Genomic DNA, 24,876 nt, shown 5'->3' on the forward strand with positions numbered 1-24,876 from the left:
CGAAGGTCGAAACCATCCGCTACCGGGTCCGCCCGCGGGAGACCGCCGTCCGCCTGGAACCGGTCCCCGGTACGCGGCGTCGAAGCGGTTAGTTCCCACATCTTCCGAACCGAGGAGTTCCCGCCCATGTCGTTCGCGCAGACGGTGCGCGGCGCGGCCGCAGCGGTCGCCCAGGGAGGCGATCCGCGGCAGGCCGTGACCGATGCCCTGCAACAGACCTCCCGGCAGGTCACCGAGGGGGGTGGACTCGACCCGAGCGACTTCGTCGCCGCCCGCGACCAGGGCGGTTCCGTGGGCACTCGGATCGAGCAGAAGACCGTCTCCCTCAACAACGCCGGCGAGGCCATCAACCGCAGCAGCTACGAGCGCGGCCCCAACGGCCCGGTGCACGTGGTCTGCCCCATGGTCATCCCCCGCGGCCGCACCTTCGTCACCATGCTCCCGGCGGTCGCGCTCATCGCGCTCGGCCTGGTCGGCGCACTCCTGGTCCTCCTGCCCTATTCGCTGGCCGGGGGCAACGCGCTGCTCAACCCGTTCTTCGGCGTCCACTACTGGATCATCACCATCGCCGTCACGGCCTTCATGTGGTGGCGCCAGGGCATGGTCATGGTGCCGGAGGGCTGCGTCGCCATCGTCACCCACTTCGGGCGGATGGAGCGCATCTACCCGCCGGGCCTGGTGACCCTGTTCAACCCGTGGAAGCGTGTGTCCTACATCGTGAACGTGGTGCGCGAGTACCCGTTCAACGCGCCCATCCGCTCGGCCCCCACCAAGAGCGGCGTGCAGGCGTCGGTGGACCTGTTCGTCCAGTTCCAGATCAAGAACCCTGAGGGGTTCGTCTACACGCTGGGCGGCGTGCACGGCTTCCAGGAGAAGCTCAACAACGCGATCAGCGAGACCACCCGCAGCCTCATCTACGAGCAGGAGGCCTCGGCGATCTACGACCTGGTCGGGGAGAGCACCCAGGCGCTGCTGGACCAGCTCAACCGCCAGTTCAGCGACATCGTCGTGGTGACCAGCGCCAACATCACCCACGCCGAGCCCTCCAGCCAGGAGTACCGGATGGACCTGGCGGCGCCGGAGATGGTGCGGGTCGCCAAGGACGCCTACACCTTCGAGTACGAGCTGCAGCTGCGCAAGGAGCAGAACGAGGGCGACCTGAACAAGGAGCTGGCCACCCTCAACGAGACGCTGTCGGCGATCCAGGCCGACATCGCCCAGTACCAGGCGCAGATGGACACCGCCCTGGAGCGCGAGACCAACCGCGCCCGCGCGCTGGCCCGCCAGCGCTTCGTGGAGGCCGAGTCCGAGGCCAACGCCAACGCGGCGCTGCTCCAGGCCCAGGCCCTGGACATCCGCGCGGTCAGCGCGGCCGAGGCCCCCGAGATCCTCAACTACCGCTTCCGCGAGACCCTGCTGGAGAAGCTGTCCGAGGTCGCCGACAGCCTGCCGCAGGTGCTGCGGATCGGCTCGGGGGACGCGGTCAGCGTCGACTACCTGCGTATCGCGCAGGAGATCATCGGCCAGTCCGACGCCGCCCTGTTCTCGCAGGAGGACATGGAGGCGATCCGCTCCCGCCTGGGCGAGATCCACGCCCGCATCGCCGAGCGCCAGGAGGAGATCGACTCCCTGCTGCGCGAGGACGGCGCCGCGCAGGAGCAGCGCCCGGCCGAGACCGCCGGCGAGGACCTGGTGGAGGAGATCCGCCAGTCCGTGTCCGACGAGGCCATCGACGAGCGTCTGGCCGAGGCCCGCGACGGTACGGAGCCGGAGCCGCAGGGGCCGGGCCTGGACGCCCCGCCGCCCGCGGGCGAGCCGTACTCCGGGCCGCAGGACCCGCCGCTTCCGCCGTGGTCCCAGGGGCCCGGCACGTTCGAGGGAGGCCGCTAGATGAGCCAGCCGGTCAATGTCAGGAGCGGCTCCAGCATCAAGGAGTCCCTCTCCTCGTGGAACGACCTCGCCGGGCTGCTGCGCGGCGGGGACCAGGGCGCCGTGGTGCCCGTGGTCATCCCCAAGGACAACCGCGGCCTGCGGTGGATGGTCCTGGTGTGGATCGGGCTGTTCGCCCTCACCTCGGGCCTGGTCATGTCCCTCAACGTGGCGATCGAGGGCGCCCTGTCCGCGCCGATCAACTTCGCGCTGGCACCGGTCGCCCTGTTCGTCGGCGTCCTCTCCATCGCGGTGGCGGTGCTGTGGTGGTGGCGCGGCTCGATCATCGAGATCGAGCACGGCACCCAGGGCATCCTCACCAAGTACGGCAAGGTGCAGAAGGTGATCGACCCGGGCCGCCACTACCTGTGGCACCCGTGGAAGCGCGTGGACTACGTGGTGGACACCAGCACGGAGATCCCGTACACGGCGCCGGTGGTGGCCTGCCCGACGCGTGAGAACGTGCCGCTGAAGTCGATCGAGTTCTTCCTGAAGTTCCGTATCCAGGACCCGCAGCGGTTCGTGCTGACGATCGGCGCCAGCAACTTCGACCTAGTGCTGTCCAGCGCGGTGCAGGACGCCATCCGCCAGCGCAGCCGCCTGGTGCGCACCGAGTCCGCCTACGACCTGCGCGGCTCCAACGTCGAGGACATGCGCAGGCTGCTCAACCAGCAGCTGGAGAAGTACGGCGTGGTCATCACCGGCTGCAACATCCCCGACGTGCAGCTGCCCAACCAGTACCAGCAGCACCTGGCCACCCGGGAACGGGTGTCCAAGGAACTGGTGGCCTACGAGCAGGAGTGGGAGCTGACCCGCAAGCGCCGCATCGACACCCTGTTGATGGACATCGAACGCTCCAAGAAGGTCCGGGACGCCAAGATCGTCGAGGTCAACGCGGCCCTGAACAAGGCCCGCAAGGACGTCGCGCAGATGCTCCAGGAGCAGGAGACCGAGGCGCAGCGGGTGCGCTACGAGATCGAGACGCGCGGCCGGGCCGACCTGGTCGCCGCGGAGAACGAGGCCAAGGCCCAGCAGCGCCTGGCCACCGCCTACCGGGACAACCGGGCGGTGCTGGAGTACGAGCTGGCCCGCCGCCGCCTCGACGTGGGCACGACGCTCGCCGAGCGCGCCCCGCGCCCGGTCGTGGTGCAGACCGAGGCCGGGTCGGGGGACTCCTCGGCGCTGTCGACGCTGATCACCGCCCAGCTGCTGCCGCAGGTGATGGGCGGCGGTTCGCGGTCCGCGGACCCGGCGCACCGCGCGGTCGAGGGCCTGGAGTCGGCGCGCGGCGCGGTCGCCGCCGCTGCCGCCCGCCAGCAGCAGCTGGCGGACGAGTACCAGGAGCAGCAGGAGGCCGCGATGCGGCGCCAGTTCGAGAACGGTGAGGGGTTCGGCCGCCGCTGACCCCCGCACGGCAGAAGGGCTCCGCGGCCGCCGTGGCCGCGGAGCCCTTCCGTATGCCGGTCAGCCGCAGGGGGAGAGGTCGGCGTATCCCGCTCCGATGTCGATACCGTTGCGGGCGGCCAGTTCCACCAGGTCCTCGATCTCCCCGGCCTGGCTGGTCGCCAGGTCGTCGTCGCCCCGGGCGTGGGCCCGGCGCAGCGCCGTGATCGAGTCGTGGATCCGCAGGTGAAGGGTGAGCGTGAACTCGCGCATGAATCCTCTCCTCAGGGTCCGCCGCGGGTCCGGGGTCAGGGGGACCCCTCCCGGGCTCCTCCAGGTCTACACGCCGAAGGTGAGAGCCGTATTGGAAGAGCACAAGCGACGGCAAAGGCACGGTACGGGACCGCCGCCGGCGGCGCCGGGGGCGGTGCGGGAGAGGGCCCCTGCGGCGAGCGAGGGGGCCGGGACGCCCACGCGCCCCGGCCCCCGCCCGATGCTCCCGGCCCTCCCGGTCAGTGCTCCACCCACACGTACCAGTCGCCGGTGACGTGCTCGTAGATGCGCGTGCCCTGGCCGTTGACGAACACGCCCTCGGGGAGTTCCCCGTCGCTGTGCGCCAGTCCGGCGCGGCCGACCAGGCCGGCGCCCTCCACCTCGTAGTGCAGGACCCCGTCGGACACGCTGAGGCTGCGCAGCGAGTACATCCCCGCCCGCTCCCCGTTGAGGGGGATGGCGGAGGACTCGTCGGCCCGCTCGGCCAGGTCCGCCAGATCCTCGGCGGAGGCCTGCACCCGCGCGCTCAGCGGGAGGTCGGCCGCGGAGACGCCGATGGCGAGGGCGGCGATCAGCGGGGCGGAGATCCAGCGCAGCCAGTAGTGGCGGATCATCGGCCGGGCGACGGCCAGGGCGATGCCCAGGCGCAGCGCGCCCATCCCGGCCAGCAGCAGGCCGCCGGCCAGACCGACGACGAAGGTGGGCAGGTGGCCGGAGGGGACGCTGTCCTCGAAGAGGAGAACGAGGCCGACCACCGCGCAGGCGGGGATGTAGAGCCTTCCCGGAGGTCGCGAGGCCCAGCTGATGAGCCGCTGGCCCAGGGTGGGCTTCTCGGCGATCTCGATCAGTTTGGCCACGGACCCGTCAGGGGTCGGGCCGGAACCTACCGCGGACATGGTGTTCCCCCCACCGAATCCATGCTGGTGACGGACACGGTACCGCGGAGGCGTGGAAAGGAGGAGCCGGAGCGGGCCGCGTCACATTTGATACGGCCGACGTACAGCGGCCTGACCCACAGGATAGAGCAGTGGCGGGGCGTGTTCGGGGCGGCGGGCGGAAATAGCGGGAGGTTTCCCCTCCGTGTACTCCGGGCGGAGGCGGGGGGATCCGGGGCGCCGGGACCGCTCGGCGGGTTCGGGCGCCAGGACCAGGTGATCCCAGGACCACCGGCCGCCGTTGACCGCCATGAGCAGGCACACCGCCGTGACCAGCGCCGTCACCGGCCAGGAGTCGAACGGGGAGAGCTCGGGGGCCGCGGGGGCGAGGGCGCCCAGCACCGCGCAGAGGGCGAGCAGGGGGCCGGCGAGCCATGTGAGCAGCCCCACGGCGAAGGACAGCGAGGTGGCGACCATGAGGGCGGGCAGGATGTGGACCCCCAGCGCCGGCAGGGGTGTCCCGGCCTCGGTGAGGTGGGCGGCCAGCCGTGCCTCCTGGCCGCGCAGGGCCAGGCCGTGGTCGGCGAACACCCAGCCGACGCCGACCCGGGTCAGCGCGGCCCCGACGTCGTAGAGGCCGCGGCGGCGCAGGCGGACGCGCGGTCGGGGGCGTGGCCTCCGGCGCCGGGAGTGCGGGGTGGGGCGCTGCATGTCCATTCCTCCGGGTCACACCTGTGCGCGATCCTGACAAGCGGAAACTACCGAAAGTCATGTGGCATGACGCACTGTGATAAACGGCGAGTCGTGCAAAGACCCGCCTCCGTCGGCCTTCCCCTGCATCGGTCCGGCGCGGCACCCGCCCCGGGCGAGGCCCCGCGGTGGCGGCGCACGCGCATCCGGGTGGAGCAACAGGGGGAGCGGTGGTGCCGGTCCGCCCGGTGCGAGGCGTCCGGGACGGGGCCCGCAGTCCTCAGCGCCGCAGGTGCACACGCGGGGGAGCGGTCCGGCCGCCCGGGCGCGCAGGGCCCGCCCGCCACCGCCCCCGACGGGCGGCCTGACGGCCGCGGCCGCCGCCCGGCCCGGCGCCCCCGGGGACGGGGCCCCGGCCCCGGGGAGCAGACCGACATCCGGAGAACAGGCCCTAGGCTTGGAACGTGTCGATCTCCGAGCCCGCCGCCAAGGTCCCCGCCGCACCGCCCGCCGCGCCCACCTACGAGGTGGAGGACCGGCTCCGCGCCGCCGGGGCGCGCGTCGTCGCCGGCATGGACGAGGTGGGGCGCGGGGCCTGGGCCGGACCCCTGCTGGTCTGCGCGGCCGTCCCCGGCCCGGGCGAGCCGCCCGCCGGCCTCACCGACTCCAAGCGCCTCACCCCCGCCCGCCGCCGCGACCTGGCGGCCCGGCTGGAGCCCTGGGTCGCCGACCACGCCTTCGGCTGGTCCGAGGCCGCCGAGATCGACGAGGTGGGCATGACCGAGGCCCTGCGCCGCGCCGCCCGCCGCGCCCTGGAAGGGCTCACGACGCGTCCCGACGCCGTCCTGCTCGACGGCTCCCACGACTTCATCGGCCGCCCCTGGCGGGTTCGCACCCAGGTCAAGGGCGACCTCACCTGTATCAGCGTCGCCGCCGCCGCGATCCTGGCCAAGGTGCGCAGGGACGCGCACATGGCCGAACTCGCCGAGGCCCACCCCGGCTACGCCTTCGAGCGGGCCGCCGGGTACCCCTCGCCCGTCCACCGCGCCCACCTGGCCGAGCACGGCCCCACCCCGCAGCACCGGATGAGCTGGTCCTACCTCGACGACCTGCCGCGCTGGAGCCATCTGCGCAGGCCCCGGCCCGGCCCCGGGGGCCAGATCCCCCTGCTCTGACCCCCGCCCGGCCGGCGACACGCCGCCCCGCACTGGACAACCGGGTGCGGTTGGGGCAAGGCTGAAGGCGTGGCCGTCGACCCCTCGACCGCCCCTCCGGCCAGCGACCCCCGGCCGGAGGCCCGCCTCCGGACCCCCACGCAGGAAGGGGCACCGATGACGCGCGACACGCGCCCCGGTACCGCGGCACCCGGGCCCTCCGGTCTGGAGCGCCTGCGCGCCCGCTACCGGTCCGTCCCCCTGCCCAGGAGGCTGGTCGCCGGAGTGGTCGTGCTCGCCGTCGTGGCGGTCGGCGCTCTGGTCGCCTCGGTGCCCGTGTTCGCGGCGGTCTCCGTCGCCCTGGCCCTGATCCTGCTCTTCGCCGCGCTGATGCGCTCGGCCGACGCCCTGGTCACCGTGGTGGTCTGCCTGGCCTGGACCGCCGTCGCCTTCCCTCTCTTCCAGCTCCCGCTCGCCGGTGAGCCGGTCACGCTGTTCGTTCCGCTGCTGCCGCTCCTGGTCGTGGCGGCGGCCGCCGCCGTGCGCGAGTTCCCGGTCTGGCACACCGCGGCGCTCTCCCTCACGGCGGGCCTCATCGCCGGTTTCTCCCTGGCCCTGGTCGGCATGGTCGCCCCGGCCCCGCCCTCCTCCTGGGGCGTCGGGGCGCTCTACGCCGCCGCGGGCGCCTGCCTGCTGTGGCGGCTGTCCTCCTCCCGGCAGATCCGCAAGGAGTCCGACACGGCCCGGGAGAGCGCCCAGGCCGACACCCGCCCGGTCTCCCGCACCGCCCGCGCCGAACGAGTCCAGGGCCGCGCCGACACCGCCCGCCCCGCCGCCCCGGCCCGCAGGCGCGCCGCCGCCGGGGACGACCCCGAGCCGGTGCCCGTCGACGAGGCCCTGGCCGAACTGGAGGCGATGATCGGCCTGGACCCGGTCAAGCAGCAGGTCCGGGGCCTGGCCGCCTCCATCGAGGCGGCCCGCCTGCGCGCCGACGCCGGCTTCCCGGTCGAGCGCCCGCTGCGGCACCTGGTCTTCTCCGGTCCGCCCGGCACCGGCAAGACGAGCGTCGCCCGCACCCTGGCCACCATCTTTCACTCCTTCGGACTGCTGCCCACCGCCCGTGTCGTGGAGGCCCAGCGCGCCGACCTGGTGGGGGAGTACCTGGGTGCCACCGCGATCAAGACCAACGAGCTCATCGACGGCGCCCTGGGCGGGGTGCTGTTCATCGACGAGGCGTACTCGCTGGTCAACGAAGGCGACGGACAGAGCGACCGGTTCGGCAACGAGGCGGTGCAGACCCTCCTCAAACGCGCGGAGGACGACCGGGACCGGCTGGTCATCGTGCTGGCCGGGTACGAGAAGGAGATGGACGCCTTCCTGTCGTCCAACCCCGGCCTGGCCTCCCGCTTCGCCACCCGCATCACCTTCCCCAGCTACACCGCCGACGAGCTGTTCCGCATCGCCGAGTCGCTGGTCGGCCAGCGCGGCGACGTCCTGGACCCTGAGGCGGCCCGGACCCTGCGGCGAAGATTCGACCAGGCCGTGCAGCGCGAGGCCGTCGACGAACTGGGCAACGGCCGGTTCGCCCGCTCCCTGGTGGAGAAGGCGGCCCAGGCCCGCGACGTGCGGGTGGTCACCTCCGGGGTCTCGGAGGGGCGCCCCGCGCCCCGGCCCGAGGCCGAGGAGCTCATCACCCTGCGCTCCGCCGACGTGGTCGCCGCCTACGACGAACTGACGGCGCGCCTGCCCGGATTCGGGGAGGCCCCCGGCATCGAGGAGGCCCTGGCCGAGCTCGACGCCATGATCGGCCTGGAGCCGGTCAAGGCCCAGGTCCGGTCCCTGGTCGCCCAGCTGCGGGTGGCCCGGCTGCGCGAGGAGCAGGGACTGCTCAACCACGCGCCCATGCGCCACTTCGTCTTCACCGGCCCGCCCGGCACCGGCAAGACCACCGTCGCCCGGGTGCTGGGCCGGGTCTTCGCCGCCCTGGGCATGCTGGCCCGCGCCGAGGTGGTGGAGGCCCAGCGGGCCGACCTGGTGGGCGAGCACCTGGGGGCCACCGCCATCAAGACCGACCGGCTGGTGGACCGGGCCCTGGGCGGGGTGCTGTTCGTCGACGAGGCGTACTCGCTGATCAACCCGGGGTACGGGGGCGGGGACGCGTTCGGCGCCGAGGCGGTGCAGACCCTCCTCAAGCGAGCCGAGGACGACCGCTCCCGCCTCGTGGTGGTGCTGGCGGGGTACCCGGCGGAGATGGAGAGGTTCCTGGCCTCCAACTCGGGGCTGGCCTCCCGGTTCAACGTCCGGGTGCGCTTCCCCTCCTACACCGCCGACGAGCTCACCGCGATCGCCGAGGCGCTGGCCGCCCGTACCGGCGACGCCTTCGAGGACAGCGCGGTGGACGACCTGCGCAGCATCTTCTCCCACGTGTGCGCCGAGGGGTGGATCGACGAGCTGGGCAACGGCCGGTTCGCCCGCTCCCTGTTCGAGAAGGCGTGCTCCCAGCGGGACCTGCGGGTGTCCCAGGAGGTCGGCGACGCGGCGACCGCCGCCGAACTGACCGTCCTCACCAGCGCGGACGTCCGCTCCGCCTACGCCGAGGCCACCCAGCAGACCTGACCGGAAAGGGCCGGTGGGATAGCGGGCGGGGCCGGGCCCGTGCTGCTAGTGTCCGGTCATGACCGCTTCACCCTCAACCCCCGCGTCGCCCGTCACCCAGGCCCTGATCCTGGCCGGCGGGCAGGCCACCCGGCTGCGGCCCTACACCGACACCCGCCCCAAGGCGATGGTGGAGGTGGCCGGACGGCCCATCATCGACTACCAACTCGAATGGCTGGCGGGCCACGGCGTCGAACACGTCGTGGTCTCCTGCGGATACAAGGCCGAGGTGTTGCGCGAGTACCTCGGATCCCGCGGCGGCGGCCCCGAGACCACCCTCCTGGTCGAGGACGAACCCCTCGGCCGGGGCGGCGCCCTGCGGTACGCCTCCCAGGGGCTGCCCGCGCAGGACGCACCCTACTTCGCCCTCAACGGGGACGTCCTCACCTGGTTCCCGCTGGACGAGATGACCGCCCACCACCGGGCCAGGGGCGGCCTGGCCACCCTGGCCCTGGCCCAGTTCCGCACCACCTGGGGAATCGTCGACGTCGACGACCAGGACCGGATCGAGGGCTTCACCCAGAGTCCGCTGCTGCCGGTGTGGATCAACGCCGGCGTGTACCTGTTCGAACCCGGCATCACCCCGCTGCTGCCGGTCAGGGGCGACCACGAGTCGTCCACCTTCCCCGACCTCGCCGGACAGGGTCGGCTCACCGCCTACCGCATCAGCGGGTTCTGGCGCGGGGTGGACACCGCCAAGGACGTCAAGGAGGCGGGGGAGGAGATCACCGCCATGCGGCAGGGGGTCTGACCCCGAACCGGGTTCGGGGCGCTGGAGGCGCGGTCGGTATCGTCGGCTTCGTGACGAACGACGGTTTCATCCTCTCCAGCGCCCCCAACTTCCGCGACCTCGGCGGTCACCGGACCGCCGGAGGAGGCACGGTCCGCCACGGCATGCTGTACCGGTCCGACGCCCTCCACACCATCTCCGAGCCGGAGCTGCCCGTCTACAACGGCCTGGGCATCCGCCAACTCATCGACCTGCGCACCGCCCACGAGCGGGAGAGACTGCCCGACATCACCCCCGAGGGCGCCGCCTACACCGCCCTGTCGGTGCAGGACCCGACCACGGCCGGGGCCAACTTCTCCCAGGCCCTGCTGGACCGCGAGCGCGCCCGGGCCATGTTCGCCGACGGCGCCGCCGAGCGCTTCATGTTCGACGTCTACCGCGAACTGGTCACCGACGCCGTCGCCCTCACCGGCTACCGCGACCTGGTCGAGCGCGCGGCCAAGGGCCCCACGGCCCTGGTCTTCCACTGCAGTGCGGGCAAGGACCGCACCGGCTGGGGCGCCGCCCTGCTGCTCACCCTCCTGGGCGTGGACCGGGCCGCGGTCGTCGCGGACTACCTGGCCAGCAACGAGCGCCAGGAGAACACCGACAAGTGGATGCGCAGGCTGTCGGAGCACAGCGGCCTGGAGTGGGAGGAGGTCGTCCCGATGACCCGGGTGCGCGCCGAGTACCTCGACACCTCGTTCTCCCACATCGACGAGGTGTACGGCTCCTTCGACGGCTACGTCTCCGACGGCCTGGGCCTGTCCCCGGACACGGTGGAGGCCCTCCGCGACCGCATGATCGCCTGACCCGGGGCGGGGCCCTCCCGGACGGGCGGCGGGGGCGTCCCCGCAGGTCCGGAGCGAGCGTCCTCGAGCCCGTCGCCGCAGGCCGTCCGCCGGGGGCGGTGGCGGGCGGGGGAGGACGTCCACGCGGGGGCGCCGCGCCCCCCGGGACCCGTCCCCGTTCTCCGGGCGTCGGGGCAAGGCCCGGATCGGCGGGCCGAAGCGCGCACTACAGGGCGTCGAGGCGGCGGCGCAGGTCGGCCCCGTCGGCGGCGGCGTCCAGCACGTCGCCGAGTGCGGCCAGCACCGTGGCCCGGTCCCGGCCCCGGTCGAGCAGCCGCCGGGCGGCCGCCCACAGCTCGGCCGGACGCCCGGACCACAGCCGCTCGGCCAGCCGCTCGTGCCGGTCCAGCTCCCGCTCCCGGTCCGGGTCGTCCCCGGTCACCGGCCGGTACCAGTGGTCCCGGCCGGTGGAGTGGCGGCCGGTGGGCGGGGTGGCCGCCTCGTACTCGCCGTAGTGGTCCAGCCGCAGCAGCGCCCGCCGCCCCCGCGGGGTGGCGGGGTCGAACTCCTCGGGGGCCCACGAGATCAGGTCGCTGGCCAGCAGCGGGAACGCGAACATGCGCCGGGCCAGTGCCGAGAAGTCGCCGTCCGGCAGCAGCCGGCGCACCGCCTCCTGGCGCAGCCCCAGCGGGCGGGCCGGGTCCCGGTAGACCCGGGTGAACTCGGTGGTGTACTCCCACACCGCGTCCAGGGTCGCCCCCACTGCGACCTCGGGCAGGCCGGTGCGCGGCCCCGCCCAGCGCACCCAGGCCGCCAGCACGTGCGGCATGGCCTCCTGCTCCTCGGGCAGCAGGACCACCCGGCCGGGCAGCCAGCGCAGCAGGAAGGACTCCACCTTGCGGGGGCTCACCCGCAGCGGGCGCCCGGCGTCCACGTCGCAGCCGTAGGCGATGATGTGGTCGGCGCAGCGGCTCGCGGTGTAGTAGTCCGACAGCTCGGCGGCCTCGTCGGAGGCCAGGAAACGGGCGGCCAGCACCGCCCGGCGGTCGCGCCGCCACACCGGGACGCCGTCCTCGGCCGCCGCGCCGCAGTCCTCGGGCAGGGCCCGCACCCGGGCGTTGGCGAGGGCGAAGTGGGTGGCCAGGGAGCCGCCCGCCAGGTCGGCGGCGGTCGGCCCGACCGGCAGCGGGGCGGCCTCGGCGCTCCCTCCGGCGATCACGCGCTCGGTGACGCGCAGAGCGCGGACCAGGCGGCTCCGGGCCTGGGCGGGATCCAGCTCGGCGAACCGGGTGAACTCGTCGGCGGCCGCCCGCTCCCGGCACCCCTGCAGCAGCCGTTCCACCTTGGTGGTGACCCAGGCGTCGCGCAGCACCCCGCCGGCGTTGTGGTCCACCACCAGGATGAGGGCGTGCTCGGGGACGGCCTCGGTACCGGGCTCCCCGCGGCCGAACACGCACACCACGTCGTCGGTGTCCCCGAACAGGTCGCTGTTGACGTAGGCGCCCAGGGGCACGACCCGGCCCAGCTGGGACGCCCACTCGGGGACCTGCAGGCCCTGCTCGCGCAGCGCGATCATCCCCTGCTCGGCGAGGAGGCGCTGGCCGGGCGAGGTGCCCAGGGCGGCGATCGCGGCCAGGACGCCCAGTCCGGCGGGCTTGCCGGAGGCCGCGGCGTGGGTGATCAGGCCCTCGCCGAGCACCCGCTCGACGTCGAGTCCGGGCACGCGCTCGCCCCACCAGGTTCCGAGCAGCTCGCTGAAGGCCAGTTCGGCGTCGAGCGGGTGCCGCATGGCGAGCATCGCGCGGGCGGCGCGCAGCATCTCGTCGAAGGCCGCACCGGGAACCGGTTCGGGGTTCGCGGACGAGGGAGGTGTAGGGGAGGCCACGGTCCGAGCGTATGACAGCCGGGGGGCCGGGATTCACGCTCCGGTGTTTTCGCCTGGTTCATCCGTGTGCGCCCGGTGTCCCGGACCGGAGAGCGGGGCGCGCCCGCGACGGGCGCGCCCCGCTCCCGCTCCCGGCGGACTACTGCGGCCGGGACATGATCCGGTGGCCCGCGAACATGGTCGCCCCCTGGTGCAGGGCGGCGGCCGCCTTGGCCGCTTTGCGCGGGACCTGGGAGGGCGGTACGGAGTTCACCATCGCCTCCAGGTGCTCGCGTGCGACCCGCTCGACGAGGTGCGGTGTGACCGGGATGCCCAGGTGTTCGACGCAGTGCAAGGTGTCGCTGACGCATCGCTCGACGCAGCGGTGGGACAGCCCGCTGAACTCGTCTTGCAGACGCGCCGAGATACGCCGGAGATCCTGGACCGGGAAGGTCTGGAGCATTCTCGCTCACACTCCTGGTTGAAGATGGCCTGGACGGTGACCTCCACCCATTCCACTTGTTCTGAGCGGGCTGTCAACCCCTGTCCCGGCGCGCTGTGGATAAAACCTGGGGCGGACATCGTTTACTCGAGCACCACTATCACCCCAGGTCAACAAGGCGAAAAGGACGTTTCGGGCATATAACGGGTCTGTTTCCAAGGTAAGATCCCAAACCGGACAAGTATCCTGATCCCCTGGAATTCGGGGGAAAGCTCCTGTGGAAAGCCAATGGTCTCCCCGGACGATGACCTCCGGTGGCCTACTATTTACCTTCACGTCCGGGCCCGTGCGGTTCCCCGCGGACCGTTGCGCCCGGACGCCCGTGTCCTATGCTTGAGCCGTGACAGCGGCCGAGAGGAGTCGTGGGAGTGACTCCCGAGGGCCGTGAAGCCCCCCGATCGCTTTTCGGCGCCGCGCCGCAGACCTTCACCACCCCCGCGCGGCCCGATCCCCGGATCGACGGGCTCGCGCGCCCGGCCGCCCGGGTCGGGGAATTCGAGGGTTCAGCGGAGGTGTCGAGCAGGTGAGCGCCGAGACGTCCATTCCTCCGCCGCGTTCCGACGGCGACGCGGTTCCGGGCGACGCGGTCCGCGCCCTTCTGGACGATTCCCCCGTCGGATTCGCCCTGCTGGATTCCACCGGACGGATCGTCGCCGCCAACCGGCTGGCGGCCGAGGTGCTCGGGCGCGCCCCCGAGCTGTGCCCGGGATACGAGCCGGCCGAGCTGATGCGCGCCTGCGGCGTTCCCGACGCCGCGGCCGGGACCGCCGGGCGCCCCGAGGACCGGGTCGTCCGCGGCCGCCACCGCACCCACGACGGCCGGCTGTGGGACCTCACCTGGTTCCCCGTCGCCGACCCCGTCACCGGCGACCCGCGCCTCGTCCTCATCGCCGTCCGCGTCGGCGGCGATGAGCACCGCGACGAGCAGCGCCTGCGCGCCCTGCTGCAGATCGGCAACCAGATCGTCTGGACCGCCGACGCCCGGGGCGAGATCCACGAGGACAGCCCCCAGTGGCGCAACGTCACCGGCCAGAGCGCACAGGACTACCTCGGCCGCGGCTGGCTCGACACCGTGCACCCCGACGACCGCGCCGCCGTCGAGCGCGCCTGGGACGACGCCGTGCTGGACGGCACCCCCTTCGACGCGCTGTTCCGGATGCGCACCCGCTCCGGGGGCCACGACCACTACCGGGCCCGGGCCAAGCCCGTCACGGAGGGCGGCGCGCCCGTCGAGTGGGTGGGCAGCCTCGTCGACGTCACCACCGAGCGCGAGGCCGACGAACTGCGCAGACGGCTCAACCAGCAGCTCACCGAGGCGGCCATGCGCACCGCCCGGCTCCAGCAGGCCACCTCCGACCTGGCCGAGGCGCTCACCGTCGACGAGGTCGTCGCCGCCATGTCCGAGATCGGCCGCTCCGGTGTGGGCGCCGACCACACGAGCGTGGTGCTGCTCGACCGCAACGGGGCCCGGCTGGACACCGTCGTGGCCGCCGGCTCCCATCCGCCGCCCCGCGTGTCCTTCCCGCTCGGCCACCCCGACATCGCCGCCCGCGCCATCGCCGACCGCGCCCCCCGTGCGGCGGCCGACCCGGCCGAGCTGGCGGCCCTGCTGGAGGATGCCCCCGAGGTCGGGGAACTGGTGGCCCTCACCCCCGAGCGCGCCTGGGTGGCGCTGCCCATGATGGTGGCCGGGCGGCCCATCGGGGCGCTGCGCCTGGCGTTCACCTCGCCGCGCGAGATCGGCGACGAGGAGCGCGTGTTCCTGGAGGCCCTGGCCGGGCAGTGCGCGCTGGCCATCGGCCGGGCCGCGCTCTACGAGCAGGAGCACAACACCGCGGAGGAGCTCCAGCGCAGCCTGCTCCCGGACGAGCTGCCCGAGGTGCGCGGTGTGCGGCTGGCCGCCTACTACCGCTCCGGCTCGCGCCACGTGCAGGTCGGCGGCGACTGGTACGACGCCTTCCCGCTGCCCGACGGGCGCATCGCCGGCGTCCTGGGCGACGTCATGGGCAAGGGCATCCCGGCGGCCGCGGGAATGAGCCGCATCCGGAACGCGTTGCGCGCACTGGCGTTCTCCATGCCGGAGCCCGCCGACGTCCTCACCGGATTGGACCGCATGTTCAGCGCCACCGAGGGTATGGACCAGGTCACCACCCTGGTGTACTTCGTCCTGGACCCGGTCACCGGCCAACTCGACCTCAGCAACGCGGGGCACCTGCCGCCGCTGGTCGTGGCGGGCGGAGCCCGGCCCTCACTGCTGGACACCGACCCCGACACGCCGCTGGGGATCACCTCTGCACGGGGGCACCACAAATTCTTCGTCCAACCCGGTAACACCGTCGCCCTCTACTCCGATGGACTGGTCGAGAACCGCAAACGGTCCGTCGACTCCGGACTCGACGAGCTCGTCGACGTGGCGTCCTCGGCTCCGCCGGAGGTGGTGGGCGATCCACAGCAGATGCTGGAGTACCTTGTTGAGAGCATGCTCGAAGGGTATGAGCAGGACGATGACGTCACTCTGCTCGCCGTCCAGCTCCCGGTGATCGAATCCATCGCGGACCGATGAGGTCCGCACGGGGGAGTGCACCGTGAGAAGGAGCGGTAGACCGTACGAACAAGTCCATTGCCTTGCCTACAGTGAAGAAGCCGTTCCGCCCCGCACGGGGGTGGTCCCGCGCAGCCGCCCGGAGAGCCGACCGCTCCCCGTGCGCCTCCTGCGGGGGACGACCTCCGAGAGCGCATACGCTTGAAAGACAAACGGCTTCCCCGCCCCGGCGGGGACGATCCCAGGCCGCAGGCGGGAGAGGGCGCGGTGCCCGGTCCCGGTCAGGCGGACCACCGGGTCCGACAATCTCGCCACACGTCCGTTCGAGAGGTGTTTGTGTCATCTGCCAGTTCGACTCGCTCGAAGCAGTCCGAGTCACTGCAAGAGCCCGTCATTCAGCAGCTGATCGAGCGTGGGCGGTCCCAGGGCTATCTTGAGCCCGAGGACGTGCGCCGTGCCTTCGAAGAGGCCGAAATCCCGATGTCGCAGGCGCAGTCCGTGCTCCGCAGCCTCGCGAAGGAGGGTGTGACCGTGCTCGTCCCCGAGTCGGCGTCCTCCCGTCGCAAGACCACGCGGCGCAAGACGGCGGCCACGCGGTCCACCTCGACCAGGTCCACCAAGGTCACCACGACCTCCACCACCACGGCCCGGGCCGCCAAGCCGGTGCGCGCCGCGGCGGCCCAGGAGCAGCCGGAGACGGTCACCGCCGTCGTCGACTCCGCCGAGGACTCCGAGAAGAAGGCGCCCGCCCGCAAGGCCGCCGCCAAGAAGCCGGCGCCCGCGAAGAAGCCCGTCGCGGCCGCCAAGAAGCCGGCGGCCAAGAAGGCCGCCGTCGCCAAGGACCCCGCCGCGGCCAAGAAGACCGCCGGCCGCAAGACCGCGGGCAAGAAGGACCTGGAGCTCGCTCCGGACGCGGAGGCGGAGGAGTTCGACGAGGAGGACCTCGACGACGACCTCGAGCACACCGGCGCCGAGCTGGAACTGGTCGAGGACACCGTCGAGGAGGTGCCGGAGAAGGACACCAAGCCGGCCCGCCCCGAGGCCGTCGGGGCTCCGGTCAAGACCGGCAACGAGGACGAGTCCTTCGTCCTGTACGACGATGACGACGACGCCCCCGCCGCCCAGGTGGTGGCCGCCGGCGCCACCGCCGACCCGGTCAAGGACTACCTCAAGCAGATCGGCAAGGTGCCCCTCCTCAACGCCGAGCAGGAGGTCGAGCTCGCCAAGCGGATCGAGGCCGGCCTGTTCGCCGAGGAGAAGCTCGCCGAGGAGGGCGACGTCCTCTCCTTCGAGCTGCGCGACGAGCTGGAGTGGATCGCCGAGGACGGCGGCCGCGCCAAGAAGCACCTGCTCGAGGCCAACCTCCGCCTGGTCGTCTCGCTCGCCAAGCGCTACACCGGCCGCGGCATGCTCTTCCTGGACCTGATCCAGGAGGGCAACCTCGGTCTGATCCGCGCGGTCGAGAAGTTCGACTACACCAAGGGCTTCAAGTTCTCCACGTACGCCACGTGGTGGATCCGCCAGGCGATCACCCGCGCGATGGCCGACCAGGCCCGCACCATCCGCATCCCGGTGCACATGGTCGAGGTCATCAACAAGCTGGCCCGCGTCCAGCGCCAGATGCTCCAGGACCTGGGCCGCGAGCCCACCCCGGAGGAGCTGGCCAAGGAACTCGACATGACCCCGGAGAAGGTCGTCGAGGTGCAGAAGTACGGCCGCGAGCCGATCTCCCTGCACACTCCGCTGGGCGAGGACGGCGACAGCGAGTTCGGCGACCTCATCGAGGACTCCGAGGCCATCCAGCCGGGCGAGGCGGTCAGCTTCACCCTGCTCCAGGAGCAGCTGCACTCGGTCCTGGACACCCTGTCCGAGCGCGAGGCCGGCGTGGTCTCCATGCGCTTCGGCCTGACCGACGGCCAGCCGAAGACTTTAGACGAGATCGGCAAGGTCTACGGGGTCACCCGCGAGCGCATCCGGCAGATCGAGAGCAAGACGATGTCCAAGCTCCGTCACCCGTCGCGCTCCCAGGTGCTCCGCGACTACCTGGACTAGGCCGTCCCGGGTACGTCATGGCCTGAAACGGCCCGAACCCGTGTGCCCTCCCGCTCCACGGAGCAGGGGGGCACACGGGTTCGTCGGTGCCTTCGCCGGTCGACGGGTGTGGCGACGCCCGCGTTCCGCACCGTCGGTCTTCGCGTTCCCACACGCGCGGACCGGACCGGGTACCGCCCGGCCGCGGTGAATCCATCCCAGGTGTGTTCCGTCGTCCATCCGACACCGCCCATGTTCGCGCAGCGCCTGTAGGTGCGGGATAAAGTCGCGATGCCGGTTCGTTACCTCACGCAGAGCGATCCGGCGTGTCCCCGCTTCATTCTCGGACGACCACGTCGAGGACCCGCGCAGCCCCGGCTCCGGCCGGCGGCACCTCCACCGTGTGCCCCAGGTCCCGCAGCGCGGCGGCCAGCTCCTCCACATCGGCCGCCTCGACCCCCTCGGCCAGCAGCGACCGGGCGATGTCGCCCCGGGTCGCCTTGGCCATGTGGCTCACCACCGAGCGCTTCACCTCCCCGCCGACGGTCCGCTCGCGCAGCACACGTACCGACACCAGCCGCTCCGCGGCGGCCCCCCGGGGCCTGAACGCGGCGGCGTAGGCCGCCGACCGGCAGTCCACCAGCAGGCGGTCCGCGGCCAGCCCGCCCAGCGGTCCGGCCATCGCCCTGCGCCAGTAGGCGCCCAGCCCGCCCAGCGGCGGCAGCTTCACACCCATGGACAGCCGGTAGGGCGGCAGTGCGTCGGCCGGGCCGACCACGCCCCACAGGCCGGAGAAGATCAGCACCCGCTCCCGGACGCGCCCGGGGTGCTCCCCGAGCAGCTCCGGAAGGCCCAGGCGGTCGTAGAGCACGCCGGTGTACAGCTCGGCTGCGGGCAGCGTCGGCGCGGTGGCCGCGTCCAGGTCGCGCTTGACGGCGTCCGCCTGCCCGGGGGTGAGCCCCAGCACCTCCAGTGCCGCATCCTCCGGTCCCGAGCACAGGTCCTCCAACGCCGCCAGCACCTCCCGGCGGGCGGGGGCCAGCGAGGGCAGCACCAGGGACTCCGGGTCCACCGCGGGCCCGGTACCGGAGGTGGCCTTGCCCTCGGACGGCGGCAGCAGGATGAGCATGATCGAACGGTCTCCAGGGTCGGACGTGCAGGTCGGTCCACATGCTAGGGCGTCGGCGGGGTCCCGCCGTCGGGGCCTGGCGGGCCGCGGGCTAGGATCGCCGTCCTCGGCGGCGGCGAAGGGCGGCGGGCATGCACGGGTGGGCGGCACGGGTGGCGCGGGACTGGCCCGCGTTCGAGGTCGTCGAGCGGGGCGGATGGCGGTTCGGTACCGCCGAGGGGGTGACCAAGCGCGCCAACAGCGCCCTGCTCCTGGAGCCCGGCGCGGATCCGGCGGAGGTCACGGCGTTCTACCGGGAGCGCGGGGCGACCCCCTGCGCCCAGGTGTGGCCGGGGGAGGAGGACGCGGACGCGCGCCTGGCCCGGCACGGGTACGCGGTGGTGGAGCCCACCCTGGTGCTGGCCCGGGAGCCGCGGGGGCGCCCCGACGCCCCCGGCACCACGGTGGTGGCCGCCGCGCCCGGGCCCGACTGGTCGGCCCACGGCCCGGCCGGGGTGGACGTGATCGCCCGCATCCTGGCCGGGACCACGGCGCTGTACGCCACCGCCCCCGGCGGCGCGGGCCGCGGCTGCGCGGTGCTGTCGGGGCGGTCGGCGGCGGTCTGCGCCATGGTCACCGCCCCCGGGGCCCGGCGCCGCGGCGTCGCCTCGGCGATCCTGGCCGACCTGTTGGCCGCGGCCCACGACAAGGGGGCCGTCGACGCCTACCTCTGCGTGGTGACGGAGAACACGGCGGCGCGCCGCCTCTACGAGGGCTTCGGGTTCACCGAGGCCTCCCGGTACCACAACCGCGTCCTGGGCTGAGGGCTCCGGGCCCGGGTACGCGACGGGCGGCGGCCCCCGGTGGGGGCCGCCGCCCGTGCCCTGTCGTGTGGCCGACGCTACTTGTCGGCGAGCTTGTCGGTCTCGTCCTGGATGTCGGAAGCGATCTTTCGGAGGGACTCGTCGTGCTTGCGCATGTGGTGCGCGCAGAACAGCAGCTCGCCGCCGGAGTTCAGCAGCACCCGGACGTAAGCCTGTGCACCACAGCGGTCGCAACGGTCAGCAGCCGTCAGCGGCTGGGTGGGGGCAAGGGTTCCAGTCACTTCGCCATCCTCAATACTCGGCGTCGGTCACCTCAGACAACATCTAACCCGACCCAGACGTTCCCAACCCGGGGCCGTGTACGCCGACAGCGGAATCCGCCTGATTGGTGCCTGGAAATCTCCCTTTGGGGCCTTTGAGGCCGGACGTCGTTTCTACTCCTCGTTGTACCCCCTGAAGGCCCGACGCATCCCCGGAAAAGGGGAGTATCCAGGTCGCATCCACCGGAGGTGGTAGTCTCGCGCGGGGCAGGCCCCTTCCGACCGCCGCCACCCGGTTCCGGGGCGCATCCGGTCGCCGCGGACCGGCCCCGGGCGACCGCCCGGCCCGCCGGCCGGACCCGTACGAACCCGCCCGAACCTCCCTCGGCGCTCGAGGTGAACCGACCCGAACGCCGTGGCCTGGCCCTTTTCGTCGGTGCGGCGCGGTACAAAGGGCACGCACCGCATCCGAGCCCCCGATGGCCCTCAAGACGCAGGAGATGTCCGAGTGACCGCCTTGACCGCAGCCGTCCACGACCCCGAGGACTATTCCGCCCGGCACCTGTCGGTCCTCGAAGGTCTTGAGGCGGTGCGCAAACGGCCGGGCATGTACATCGGGTCCACCGACAGCCGCGGCCTCACCCACTGCATGTGGGAGATCATCGACAATTCCGTGGACGAGGCCCTGGGCGGCCACTGCACGCGCATCGACGTCGTCCTGCACGGCGACGGATCGGTGTCGGTGGCCGACGACGGCCGCGGCATCCCCGTCGACATCGAGCCCAAGAGCGGGCTCTCCGGTGTGGAACTGGTCATGACCAAACTCCACGCCGGCGGCAAGTTCGGCAGCGGCTCCTACACCGCCTCCGGCGGCCTGCACGGCGTCGGCGCCTCGGTGGTCAACGCCCTGTCCGCCCGCGTCGACGTCGAGGTCGACCGCCAGGGCAACACCCACGCCCTCTCCTTCCGCCGCGGGATCCCCGGCCGCTTCGCGGGCTCCGGACCCGACGCCGAGTTCACCGCCGTCTCCGGCCTGGAGCAGGTCCGCAAGATCGCCCGGAAGCTCACGGGCACCCGGATCCGCTTCTGGCCCGACATGCAGATCTTCATCAAGGGCGCCGAGATCGCCCGGGAGTCCCTGCTGGAGCGGGCGCGCCAGACCGCGTTCCTCGTGCCCGGCCTCACCATCTCCGTGCGCGACGAGCGCGTGGAGGGCGATGAGAAGCCCTTCGAGGAGGAGTTCCGCTTCGACGGCGGCATCAGCGAGTTCTGCACCTTCCTGGCGCCCGACGAACCGGTCAGCGACGTGCTGCGCATCCAGGGCAGCGGCAACTTCACCGAGACCGTCCCCGTGCTCGACGACGCCGGGCACATGGTCCCCGCCGACGTGGAGCGCCGCCTCGACGTCGACGTGGCGCTGCGCTGGGGCACCGGCTACGACACCACGATCCGCTCGTTCGTCAACGTCATCGCCACCCCCAAGGGCGGCACCCACATCACCGGGTTCGAACGGGCCCTGGTCCGGGTCATCAACGACCAGCTGCGCGCGGTCAAGCTGCTCAGGAACAGCGACGACCCCGTCACCAAGGACGACACCCAGGAGGGGCTCACCGCGGTCGTCACCGTCCGCCTGCCCGAGCCCCAGTTCGAGGGCCAGACCAAGGAGATCCTGGGCACCTCCGCGGCCACCCGCATCGTCTCCCAGGTGGTCGGCCGGGAGCTGCGCGAGTTCCTCACCTCCACCAGGAAGACGGACAAGGCCAAGGCCCGCACCGTCATGGAGAAGGTGGTCAACGCCGCCAAGGCCCGCCTGGCCGCCCGCCAGCAGCGCGAGACCCAGCGGCGCAAGACCGCCCTGGAGAACTCGGCGCTGCCCGCCAAGCTGGTGGACTGCCGCAGCGAGGGCCTGGACCGCAGCGAGCTGTTCATCGTGGAGGGGGACTCGGCGCTGGGCACCGCCAAGCTGGCCCGCGACTCCGAGTTCCAGGCGCTGCTGCCCATCCGCGGCAAGATCCTCAACGTGCAGAAGTCGTCGGTCGCCGACATGCTCAAGAACGCCGAGTGCGCCGCCATCATCCAGGTGCTCGGCGCCGGGTCGGGCCGCAGCTTCGACATCGAGGCCGCCCGCTACGGCCGGGTCATCCTCATGGCCGACGCCGACGTGGACGGCGCGCACATCCGCTGCCTGCTGCTCACCCTCATCTACCGCTACATGCGGCCGATGCTGGAGGCGGGCCGGGTGTTCGCCGCGGTGCCGCCGCTGCACCGCGTCGAGCTGACCAACACCCGCCGCAAGCGGGGGGCCAAGCCCGAGGACAAGTACATCTACACCTACTCCGACGCCGAGCTCCGACGCACCCTGCTGGACCTGGAGAAGCGCGGTATCTCCTGGAAGGACCCGGTGCAGCGCTACAAGGGCCTGGGCGAGATGGACGCCGACCAGCTGGCCGAGACCACCATGGACCCGCGGCACCGCACCCTGCGCCGCATCCGGGTGGAGCAGGCAGAGGAGGCCGCGGCCGTGTTCAGCCTGCTCATGGGCAACGAGGTCGCGCCGCGCCGCCGGTTCATCCAGGAGGGCGCCCAGGAGCTCGACGTCGCCCGCATCGACGCCTAGGTGTACTGACCATGGAGGCCGGTGGCACCCGCCCCGGCTGACACAAGCGAAGAGGGCCTCCGGTACCGGTGTGGATTGCGACGTCCCACCGGCCACCAGGAGGCCCTCGATGCCCCGCACCACCCACGCCAACGCCCGTCTCACACCCGCGGGCCGCCTCGCCCCGGCCCGCTGCGTGGTGGACGAGGGCCGGCCGCTGCTCCGCAGGACCGAAGGCTCCCGTCCCCGGGAGGTGCCGAACCGGGTGGGGCCGCGGCCGTCAGGCGGTCCGTCGAGAGCGGTGGCGGGCGGGCCGAAGCGGAGCGGGGTTCGAAGAACACAGCCCGGTAGGCGCACGGGCGCGGTGCCCCGGGGCCCGGGGGCGGTACGGGCCCCCGGGCCCCGCCGCGCGCGGGACGGGGTCAGGCGGGCGGGGCCCAGACGCCCCCGTCGAGGAAGCGGTCGATCGCGTCCCGGTACGGGGCGGGGTCCAGGTCCCGCTCGGCCACCCACGCGTCGTTGTAGTAGCTGTGCCGGTAGCGCTCGCCGCCGTCGCAGATCAGCGTCACCACGCTGCCCCGGCGCCCCTCCTGGAGCATCCGGGCCACCAGATGCCACACACCCCACAGGTTGGTCCCGGTCGAGCCCCCGGCGGACAGGCCGGTGCGGTCGTACAGGTGGCGCATGGCGGCGATGCTCGCCGCGTCGGGCACCGGCATCATCAGGTCGATCACCGACGGCACGAAGCTCGGCTCCATCCGGGGGCGGCCGATCCCCTCGATGCGCGAGGGCATCCCCGTCCCGTAGTCCGACGCGCCGGTCACCCACCCCGGGAAGAACGCCGAGTTCTCCGGGTCCACCACCGCCAGCCGGGTGTGCAGCCGCCTGTAGCGCAGGTAGCGGCCGATCGTCGCCGAGGTGCCGCCGGTGCCCGCGCCCACCACGATCCAGTCCGGACACGGGTGCCGCTCCATCGACAGCTGCTCGAAGATCGACTCGGCGATGTTGTTGTTGCCCCGCCAGTCCGTCGCCCGCTCTGCGTAGGTGAACTGGTCCATGTAGTGGCCGCCGCTCTCCGCGGCCAGCCGCTCGGCCTCCGAGTACATGTCCGGCGGGGAGTCCACGAAGTGGCAGCGGCCCCCGTACCGCTCGATGAGGGCGATCTTCTCCGGGCTCGTCCTACGGGGGATCACCGTGACGAAGTCCAGGCCCAGCAGCCGCGCGAAGTACGCCTCCGACACCGCAGTGGAGCCCGAGCTGGCCTCCACGATGGTGGTGCCCTCCTCGATCCACCCGTTGGCCAGCCCGTACAGGAACAGCGAGCGGGCCAGCCGGTGCTTGAGGCTGCCGGTCGGGTGGACCGACTCGTCCTTGAGGTAGAGGTCGATCCCCCACTCCGGGGGCAGCGGGAACACGTGCAGATGGGTGTCGGCCGAGCGGTTCGCGTCGGCGGTCACCTTGCGGACCGCCTCATCGGCCCAGGAGCGCTGCGAATCGCTGCATCGGTCCACCCAGGGGGTGCCGCCGTCGGGGTCTGTCGAAGGTGCCATGGGCAGCAGGGTAGTGGGCGCGCACGGCCGAGCCCCCGGGACCTCCCGGGGGCTCGGCCGCGCGGGGCGGACTCAGTCGAGCGAGCCGCCCGACATCACCGCGTGCATGCGGCGGTAGGTCGCCGCCTCCTCGTGCCTGCTCTGCCGTTCCAGGGTGCGGGCCAGCGCGATGTGCGCCCAGTGGTCCACCGGATCCAGCTCGATGATCCTGCGGAACGTCCGCTCCGCCTTGTTGAGCTGCGCGGAGTGGAAGTAGGCGCGGCCGAGCAGCTCCAGCAGGGAACGGCTCTCCGGCTCGTCCGCCACGGCCGGTTCCAGGGTCCTGGCCGCGTAGATCGGGTCGCCCAGCTCCATGAACATGCGGGCGCGGTTGAAGGTGTCGTACGTGCTCTCTTCCACGGGTGCTCCTCCCGGCGGCACGGGGCCGTCCTCGGGTCACAACGGCCGGGGAGACGACCGCATTCCCCTGATAGATCCCCGGTCACCGTGGGCGCACACGCCCGCGCGGCCTCTCAGAAGTCCACGGGGGAGATCCGCCCGGTGTCCACGTCGTAGACCGCTCCCGCCACCGGCAGCCCGGCGGGCAGCAGCGGGTGGTGGCGGATGCGCTCCAGGTCGTGCCGCAGCGCCCCCAGCTGGTCGTTGTCGGTGTGGAACTCCAGGCTGCGGGTGTCCACCCCGTACTCCTCCAGGATGGTGTCGTGCACCGCGTCGTCGCTGGGCACGGACGCCATCTTGCAGCGGGTGTGCGGCAGGACCAGCACCCGCTCCACCCCGAGCAGGTACACGGCCAGCACCAGGGTGCGCAGGGTGTCGTCGGTGACCCGGGCGCCGGCGTTGCGCAGGATCTTGGCGTCACCGGGCTTGAGGCCCAGCATGTCCAGCGGTTCGATCCTGGAGTCCATGCAGGTCACCAGGGCCAGCCCCCGGGCGGCGAGAGGCTTGAGCCCCGCCAGCGAATACCGGGCGGCGTAGTCCTCGTTGGCGGCGATGACGTCGTCGAACGCCCCGCCCGCCGGGCTGATCCCGCTGCCGTCACTCATGAAATCCTCCTCGGTCCGTACCCATGACGATGCCGTG

The 24,876-nt window shown here is 72.7% G+C and carries 20 protein-coding genes; 10 read left to right on the forward strand and 10 right to left on the reverse strand.

The window, feature by feature from the left end; genetic code table 11:
• Nucleotides 1-126 precede the first annotated feature (126 nt).
• Nucleotides 127-1,890: an SPFH domain-containing protein gene (locus ACSUPR_RS23750; RefSeq protein ID WP_436886937.1), complete on the forward strand. Its 1,764-nt coding sequence runs from the start codon at nucleotides 127-129 to the stop codon at nucleotides 1,888-1,890.
• On the forward strand, nucleotides 1,891-3,333 hold the full coding sequence (locus ACSUPR_RS23755) for an SPFH domain-containing protein (RefSeq protein ID WP_436886938.1): 1,443 nt from the start codon (nucleotides 1,891-1,893) through the stop codon (nucleotides 3,331-3,333).
• A gap of 60 nt (nucleotides 3,334-3,393) precedes the next feature.
• Here ACSUPR_RS23755 and ACSUPR_RS23760 read toward each other — a convergent pair whose 3' ends face one another.
• The 3 genes from ACSUPR_RS23760 to ACSUPR_RS23770 form a co-directional block, all read right to left on the reverse strand.
• Entirely contained in the window at nucleotides 3,394-3,585 is a 192-nt protein-coding gene (locus ACSUPR_RS23760; protein ID WP_436886939.1) for a hypothetical protein, read from the reverse strand.
• Between the two features lie 239 nt (nucleotides 3,586-3,824).
• On the reverse strand, nucleotides 3,825-4,481 hold the full coding sequence (locus ACSUPR_RS23765) for a hypothetical protein (RefSeq protein ID WP_436886940.1): 657 nt from the start codon (nucleotides 4,479-4,481) through the stop codon (nucleotides 3,825-3,827).
• Between the two features lie 81 nt (nucleotides 4,482-4,562).
• Entirely contained in the window at nucleotides 4,563-5,177 is a 615-nt protein-coding gene (locus ACSUPR_RS23770) for a DoxX family protein (RefSeq protein ID WP_436886941.1), read from the reverse strand.
• A 437-nt stretch (nucleotides 5,178-5,614) separates the two neighbouring features.
• Between ACSUPR_RS23770 and ACSUPR_RS23775 the strand changes: the two genes are divergently transcribed.
• The 4 genes from ACSUPR_RS23775 to ACSUPR_RS23790 all read left to right on the forward strand — a co-directional run bounded on the left by ACSUPR_RS23775 (nucleotide 5,615) and on the right by ACSUPR_RS23790 (nucleotide 10,540).
• Nucleotides 5,615-6,325, forward strand: coding sequence for a ribonuclease HII (locus tag ACSUPR_RS23775; RefSeq protein WP_436886942.1), 711 nt, complete (start codon nucleotides 5,615-5,617; stop codon nucleotides 6,323-6,325).
• Nucleotides 6,326-6,481: 156 nt separating this feature from the next.
• Nucleotides 6,482-8,920: an AAA family ATPase gene (locus ACSUPR_RS23780; protein WP_436886943.1), complete on the forward strand. Its 2,439-nt coding sequence runs from the start codon at nucleotides 6,482-6,484 to the stop codon at nucleotides 8,918-8,920.
• A gap of 58 nt (nucleotides 8,921-8,978) precedes the next feature.
• A complete protein-coding gene (locus tag ACSUPR_RS23785; RefSeq protein ID WP_436886944.1) occupies nucleotides 8,979-9,710 on the forward strand; it encodes a nucleotidyltransferase family protein in 732 nt (243 codons plus the stop codon).
• A gap of 50 nt (nucleotides 9,711-9,760) precedes the next feature.
• Nucleotides 9,761-10,540, forward strand: a complete 780-nt coding sequence (locus ACSUPR_RS23790; protein ID WP_436886945.1) for a tyrosine-protein phosphatase — start codon at nucleotides 9,761-9,763, stop codon at nucleotides 10,538-10,540.
• 205 nt (nucleotides 10,541-10,745) lie between these two features.
• Here the strand turns inward: ACSUPR_RS23790 and ACSUPR_RS23795 are convergent, their stop codons facing one another.
• Together ACSUPR_RS23795 and ACSUPR_RS23800 are read right to left on the reverse strand one after the other, a co-directional pair.
• Nucleotides 10,746-12,338: a hypothetical protein gene (locus ACSUPR_RS23795; RefSeq protein ID WP_436892119.1), complete on the reverse strand. Its 1,593-nt coding sequence runs from the start codon at nucleotides 12,336-12,338 to the stop codon at nucleotides 10,746-10,748.
• A 205-nt stretch (nucleotides 12,339-12,543) separates the two neighbouring features.
• Complete coding sequence (locus tag ACSUPR_RS23800) at nucleotides 12,544-12,846, reverse strand: hypothetical protein (protein ID WP_436886946.1); 303 nt, start codon at nucleotides 12,844-12,846, stop codon at nucleotides 12,544-12,546.
• Nucleotides 12,847-13,408: 562 nt separating this feature from the next.
• On the opposite strand from ACSUPR_RS23800, the gene ACSUPR_RS23805 reads away from it, so the two are divergent.
• Together ACSUPR_RS23805 and ACSUPR_RS23810 are read left to right on the forward strand one after the other, a co-directional pair.
• On the forward strand, nucleotides 13,409-15,448 hold the full coding sequence (locus tag ACSUPR_RS23805; RefSeq protein WP_436886947.1) for a SpoIIE family protein phosphatase: 2,040 nt from the start codon (nucleotides 13,409-13,411) through the stop codon (nucleotides 15,446-15,448).
• A 372-nt stretch (nucleotides 15,449-15,820) separates the two neighbouring features.
• Complete coding sequence (locus tag ACSUPR_RS23810; RefSeq protein WP_436892120.1) at nucleotides 15,821-17,479, forward strand: RNA polymerase sigma factor; 1,659 nt, start codon at nucleotides 15,821-15,823, stop codon at nucleotides 17,477-17,479.
• A 316-nt stretch (nucleotides 17,480-17,795) separates the two neighbouring features.
• Here ACSUPR_RS23810 and yaaA read toward each other — a convergent pair whose 3' ends face one another.
• On the reverse strand, nucleotides 17,796-18,587 hold the full coding sequence (yaaA, locus tag ACSUPR_RS23815) for a peroxide stress protein YaaA (protein WP_436886948.1): 792 nt from the start codon (nucleotides 18,585-18,587) through the stop codon (nucleotides 17,796-17,798).
• Between the two features lie 131 nt (nucleotides 18,588-18,718).
• Between yaaA and ACSUPR_RS23820 the strand changes: the two genes are divergently transcribed.
• Nucleotides 18,719-19,390: a GNAT family N-acetyltransferase gene (locus ACSUPR_RS23820; protein WP_436886949.1), complete on the forward strand. Its 672-nt coding sequence runs from the start codon at nucleotides 18,719-18,721 to the stop codon at nucleotides 19,388-19,390.
• Nucleotides 19,391-19,467: 77 nt separating this feature from the next.
• Here the strand turns inward: ACSUPR_RS23820 and ACSUPR_RS23825 are convergent, their stop codons facing one another.
• Complete coding sequence (locus tag ACSUPR_RS23825; protein ID WP_436886950.1) at nucleotides 19,468-19,671, reverse strand: DUF7455 domain-containing protein; 204 nt, start codon at nucleotides 19,669-19,671, stop codon at nucleotides 19,468-19,470.
• A 487-nt stretch (nucleotides 19,672-20,158) separates the two neighbouring features.
• On the opposite strand from ACSUPR_RS23825, the gene ACSUPR_RS23830 reads away from it, so the two are divergent.
• On the forward strand, nucleotides 20,159-22,267 hold the full coding sequence (locus tag ACSUPR_RS23830) for a DNA gyrase/topoisomerase IV subunit B (RefSeq protein ID WP_436886951.1): 2,109 nt from the start codon (nucleotides 20,159-20,161) through the stop codon (nucleotides 22,265-22,267).
• A 401-nt stretch (nucleotides 22,268-22,668) separates the two neighbouring features.
• On the opposite strand, the gene ACSUPR_RS23835 is transcribed toward ACSUPR_RS23830, so the two are convergent.
• From ACSUPR_RS23835 to ACSUPR_RS23845, 3 genes are all read right to left on the reverse strand, one after another.
• On the reverse strand, nucleotides 22,669-23,796 hold the full coding sequence (locus ACSUPR_RS23835; protein WP_436886952.1) for a PLP-dependent cysteine synthase family protein: 1,128 nt from the start codon (nucleotides 23,794-23,796) through the stop codon (nucleotides 22,669-22,671).
• A 72-nt stretch (nucleotides 23,797-23,868) separates the two neighbouring features.
• The gene (locus ACSUPR_RS23840; RefSeq protein WP_436886953.1) at nucleotides 23,869-24,195 is read right to left on the reverse strand and encodes a tetratricopeptide repeat protein; all 327 of its coding nucleotides are present in this window, start codon (nucleotides 24,193-24,195) and stop codon (nucleotides 23,869-23,871) included.
• 113 nt (nucleotides 24,196-24,308) lie between these two features.
• Nucleotides 24,309-24,839, reverse strand: a complete 531-nt coding sequence (locus ACSUPR_RS23845; protein ID WP_436886954.1) for a beta-class carbonic anhydrase — start codon at nucleotides 24,837-24,839, stop codon at nucleotides 24,309-24,311.
• Nucleotides 24,840-24,876: the final 37 nt, after the last annotated feature.

The organism is Nocardiopsis dassonvillei (genome assembly GCF_964273065.1).
Classification (GTDB): domain Bacteria; phylum Actinomycetota; class Actinomycetes; order Streptosporangiales; family Streptosporangiaceae; genus Nocardiopsis; species Nocardiopsis dassonvillei_B.

Bases quoted from the DNA above. Each gene is read 5' to 3' on its own strand.
- ACSUPR_RS23765 (WP_436886940.1), bottom strand. From the start codon at position 4,481: ATGTCCGCGGTAGGTTCCGGCCCGACCCCTGACGGGTCCGTGGCCAAA.
- ACSUPR_RS23780 (WP_436886943.1), top strand. From the start codon at position 6,482: ATGACGCGCGACACGCGCCCCGGTACCGCGGCACCCGGGCCCTCCGGT.
- ACSUPR_RS23800 (WP_436886946.1), bottom strand. From the start codon at position 12,846: ATGCTCCAGACCTTCCCGGTCCAGGATCTCCGGCGTATCTCGGCGCGT.
- ACSUPR_RS23845 (WP_436886954.1), bottom strand. From the start codon at position 24,839: ATGAGTGACGGCAGCGGGATCAGCCCGGCGGGCGGGGCGTTCGACGAC.
- ACSUPR_RS23770 (WP_436886941.1), bottom strand. From the start codon at position 5,177: ATGGACATGCAGCGCCCCACCCCGCACTCCCGGCGCCGGAGGCCACGC.
- ACSUPR_RS23795 (WP_436892119.1), bottom strand. From the start codon at position 12,338: ATGCTGCGCGCCGCCCGCGCGATGCTCGCCATGCGGCACCCGCTCGAC.
- ACSUPR_RS23760 (WP_436886939.1), bottom strand. From the start codon at position 3,585: ATGCGCGAGTTCACGCTCACCCTTCACCTGCGGATCCACGACTCGATC.
- yaaA (WP_436886948.1), bottom strand. From the start codon at position 18,587: ATGCTCATCCTGCTGCCGCCGTCCGAGGGCAAGGCCACCTCCGGTACC.
- ACSUPR_RS23755 (WP_436886938.1), top strand. From the start codon at position 1,891: ATGAGCCAGCCGGTCAATGTCAGGAGCGGCTCCAGCATCAAGGAGTCC.
- ACSUPR_RS23820 (WP_436886949.1), top strand. From the start codon at position 18,719: ATGCACGGGTGGGCGGCACGGGTGGCGCGGGACTGGCCCGCGTTCGAG.
- ACSUPR_RS23785 (WP_436886944.1), top strand. From the start codon at position 8,979: ATGACCGCTTCACCCTCAACCCCCGCGTCGCCCGTCACCCAGGCCCTG.
- ACSUPR_RS23750 (WP_436886937.1), top strand. From the start codon at position 127: ATGTCGTTCGCGCAGACGGTGCGCGGCGCGGCCGCAGCGGTCGCCCAG.
- ACSUPR_RS23835 (WP_436886952.1), bottom strand. From the start codon at position 23,796: ATGGCACCTTCGACAGACCCCGACGGCGGCACCCCCTGGGTGGACCGA.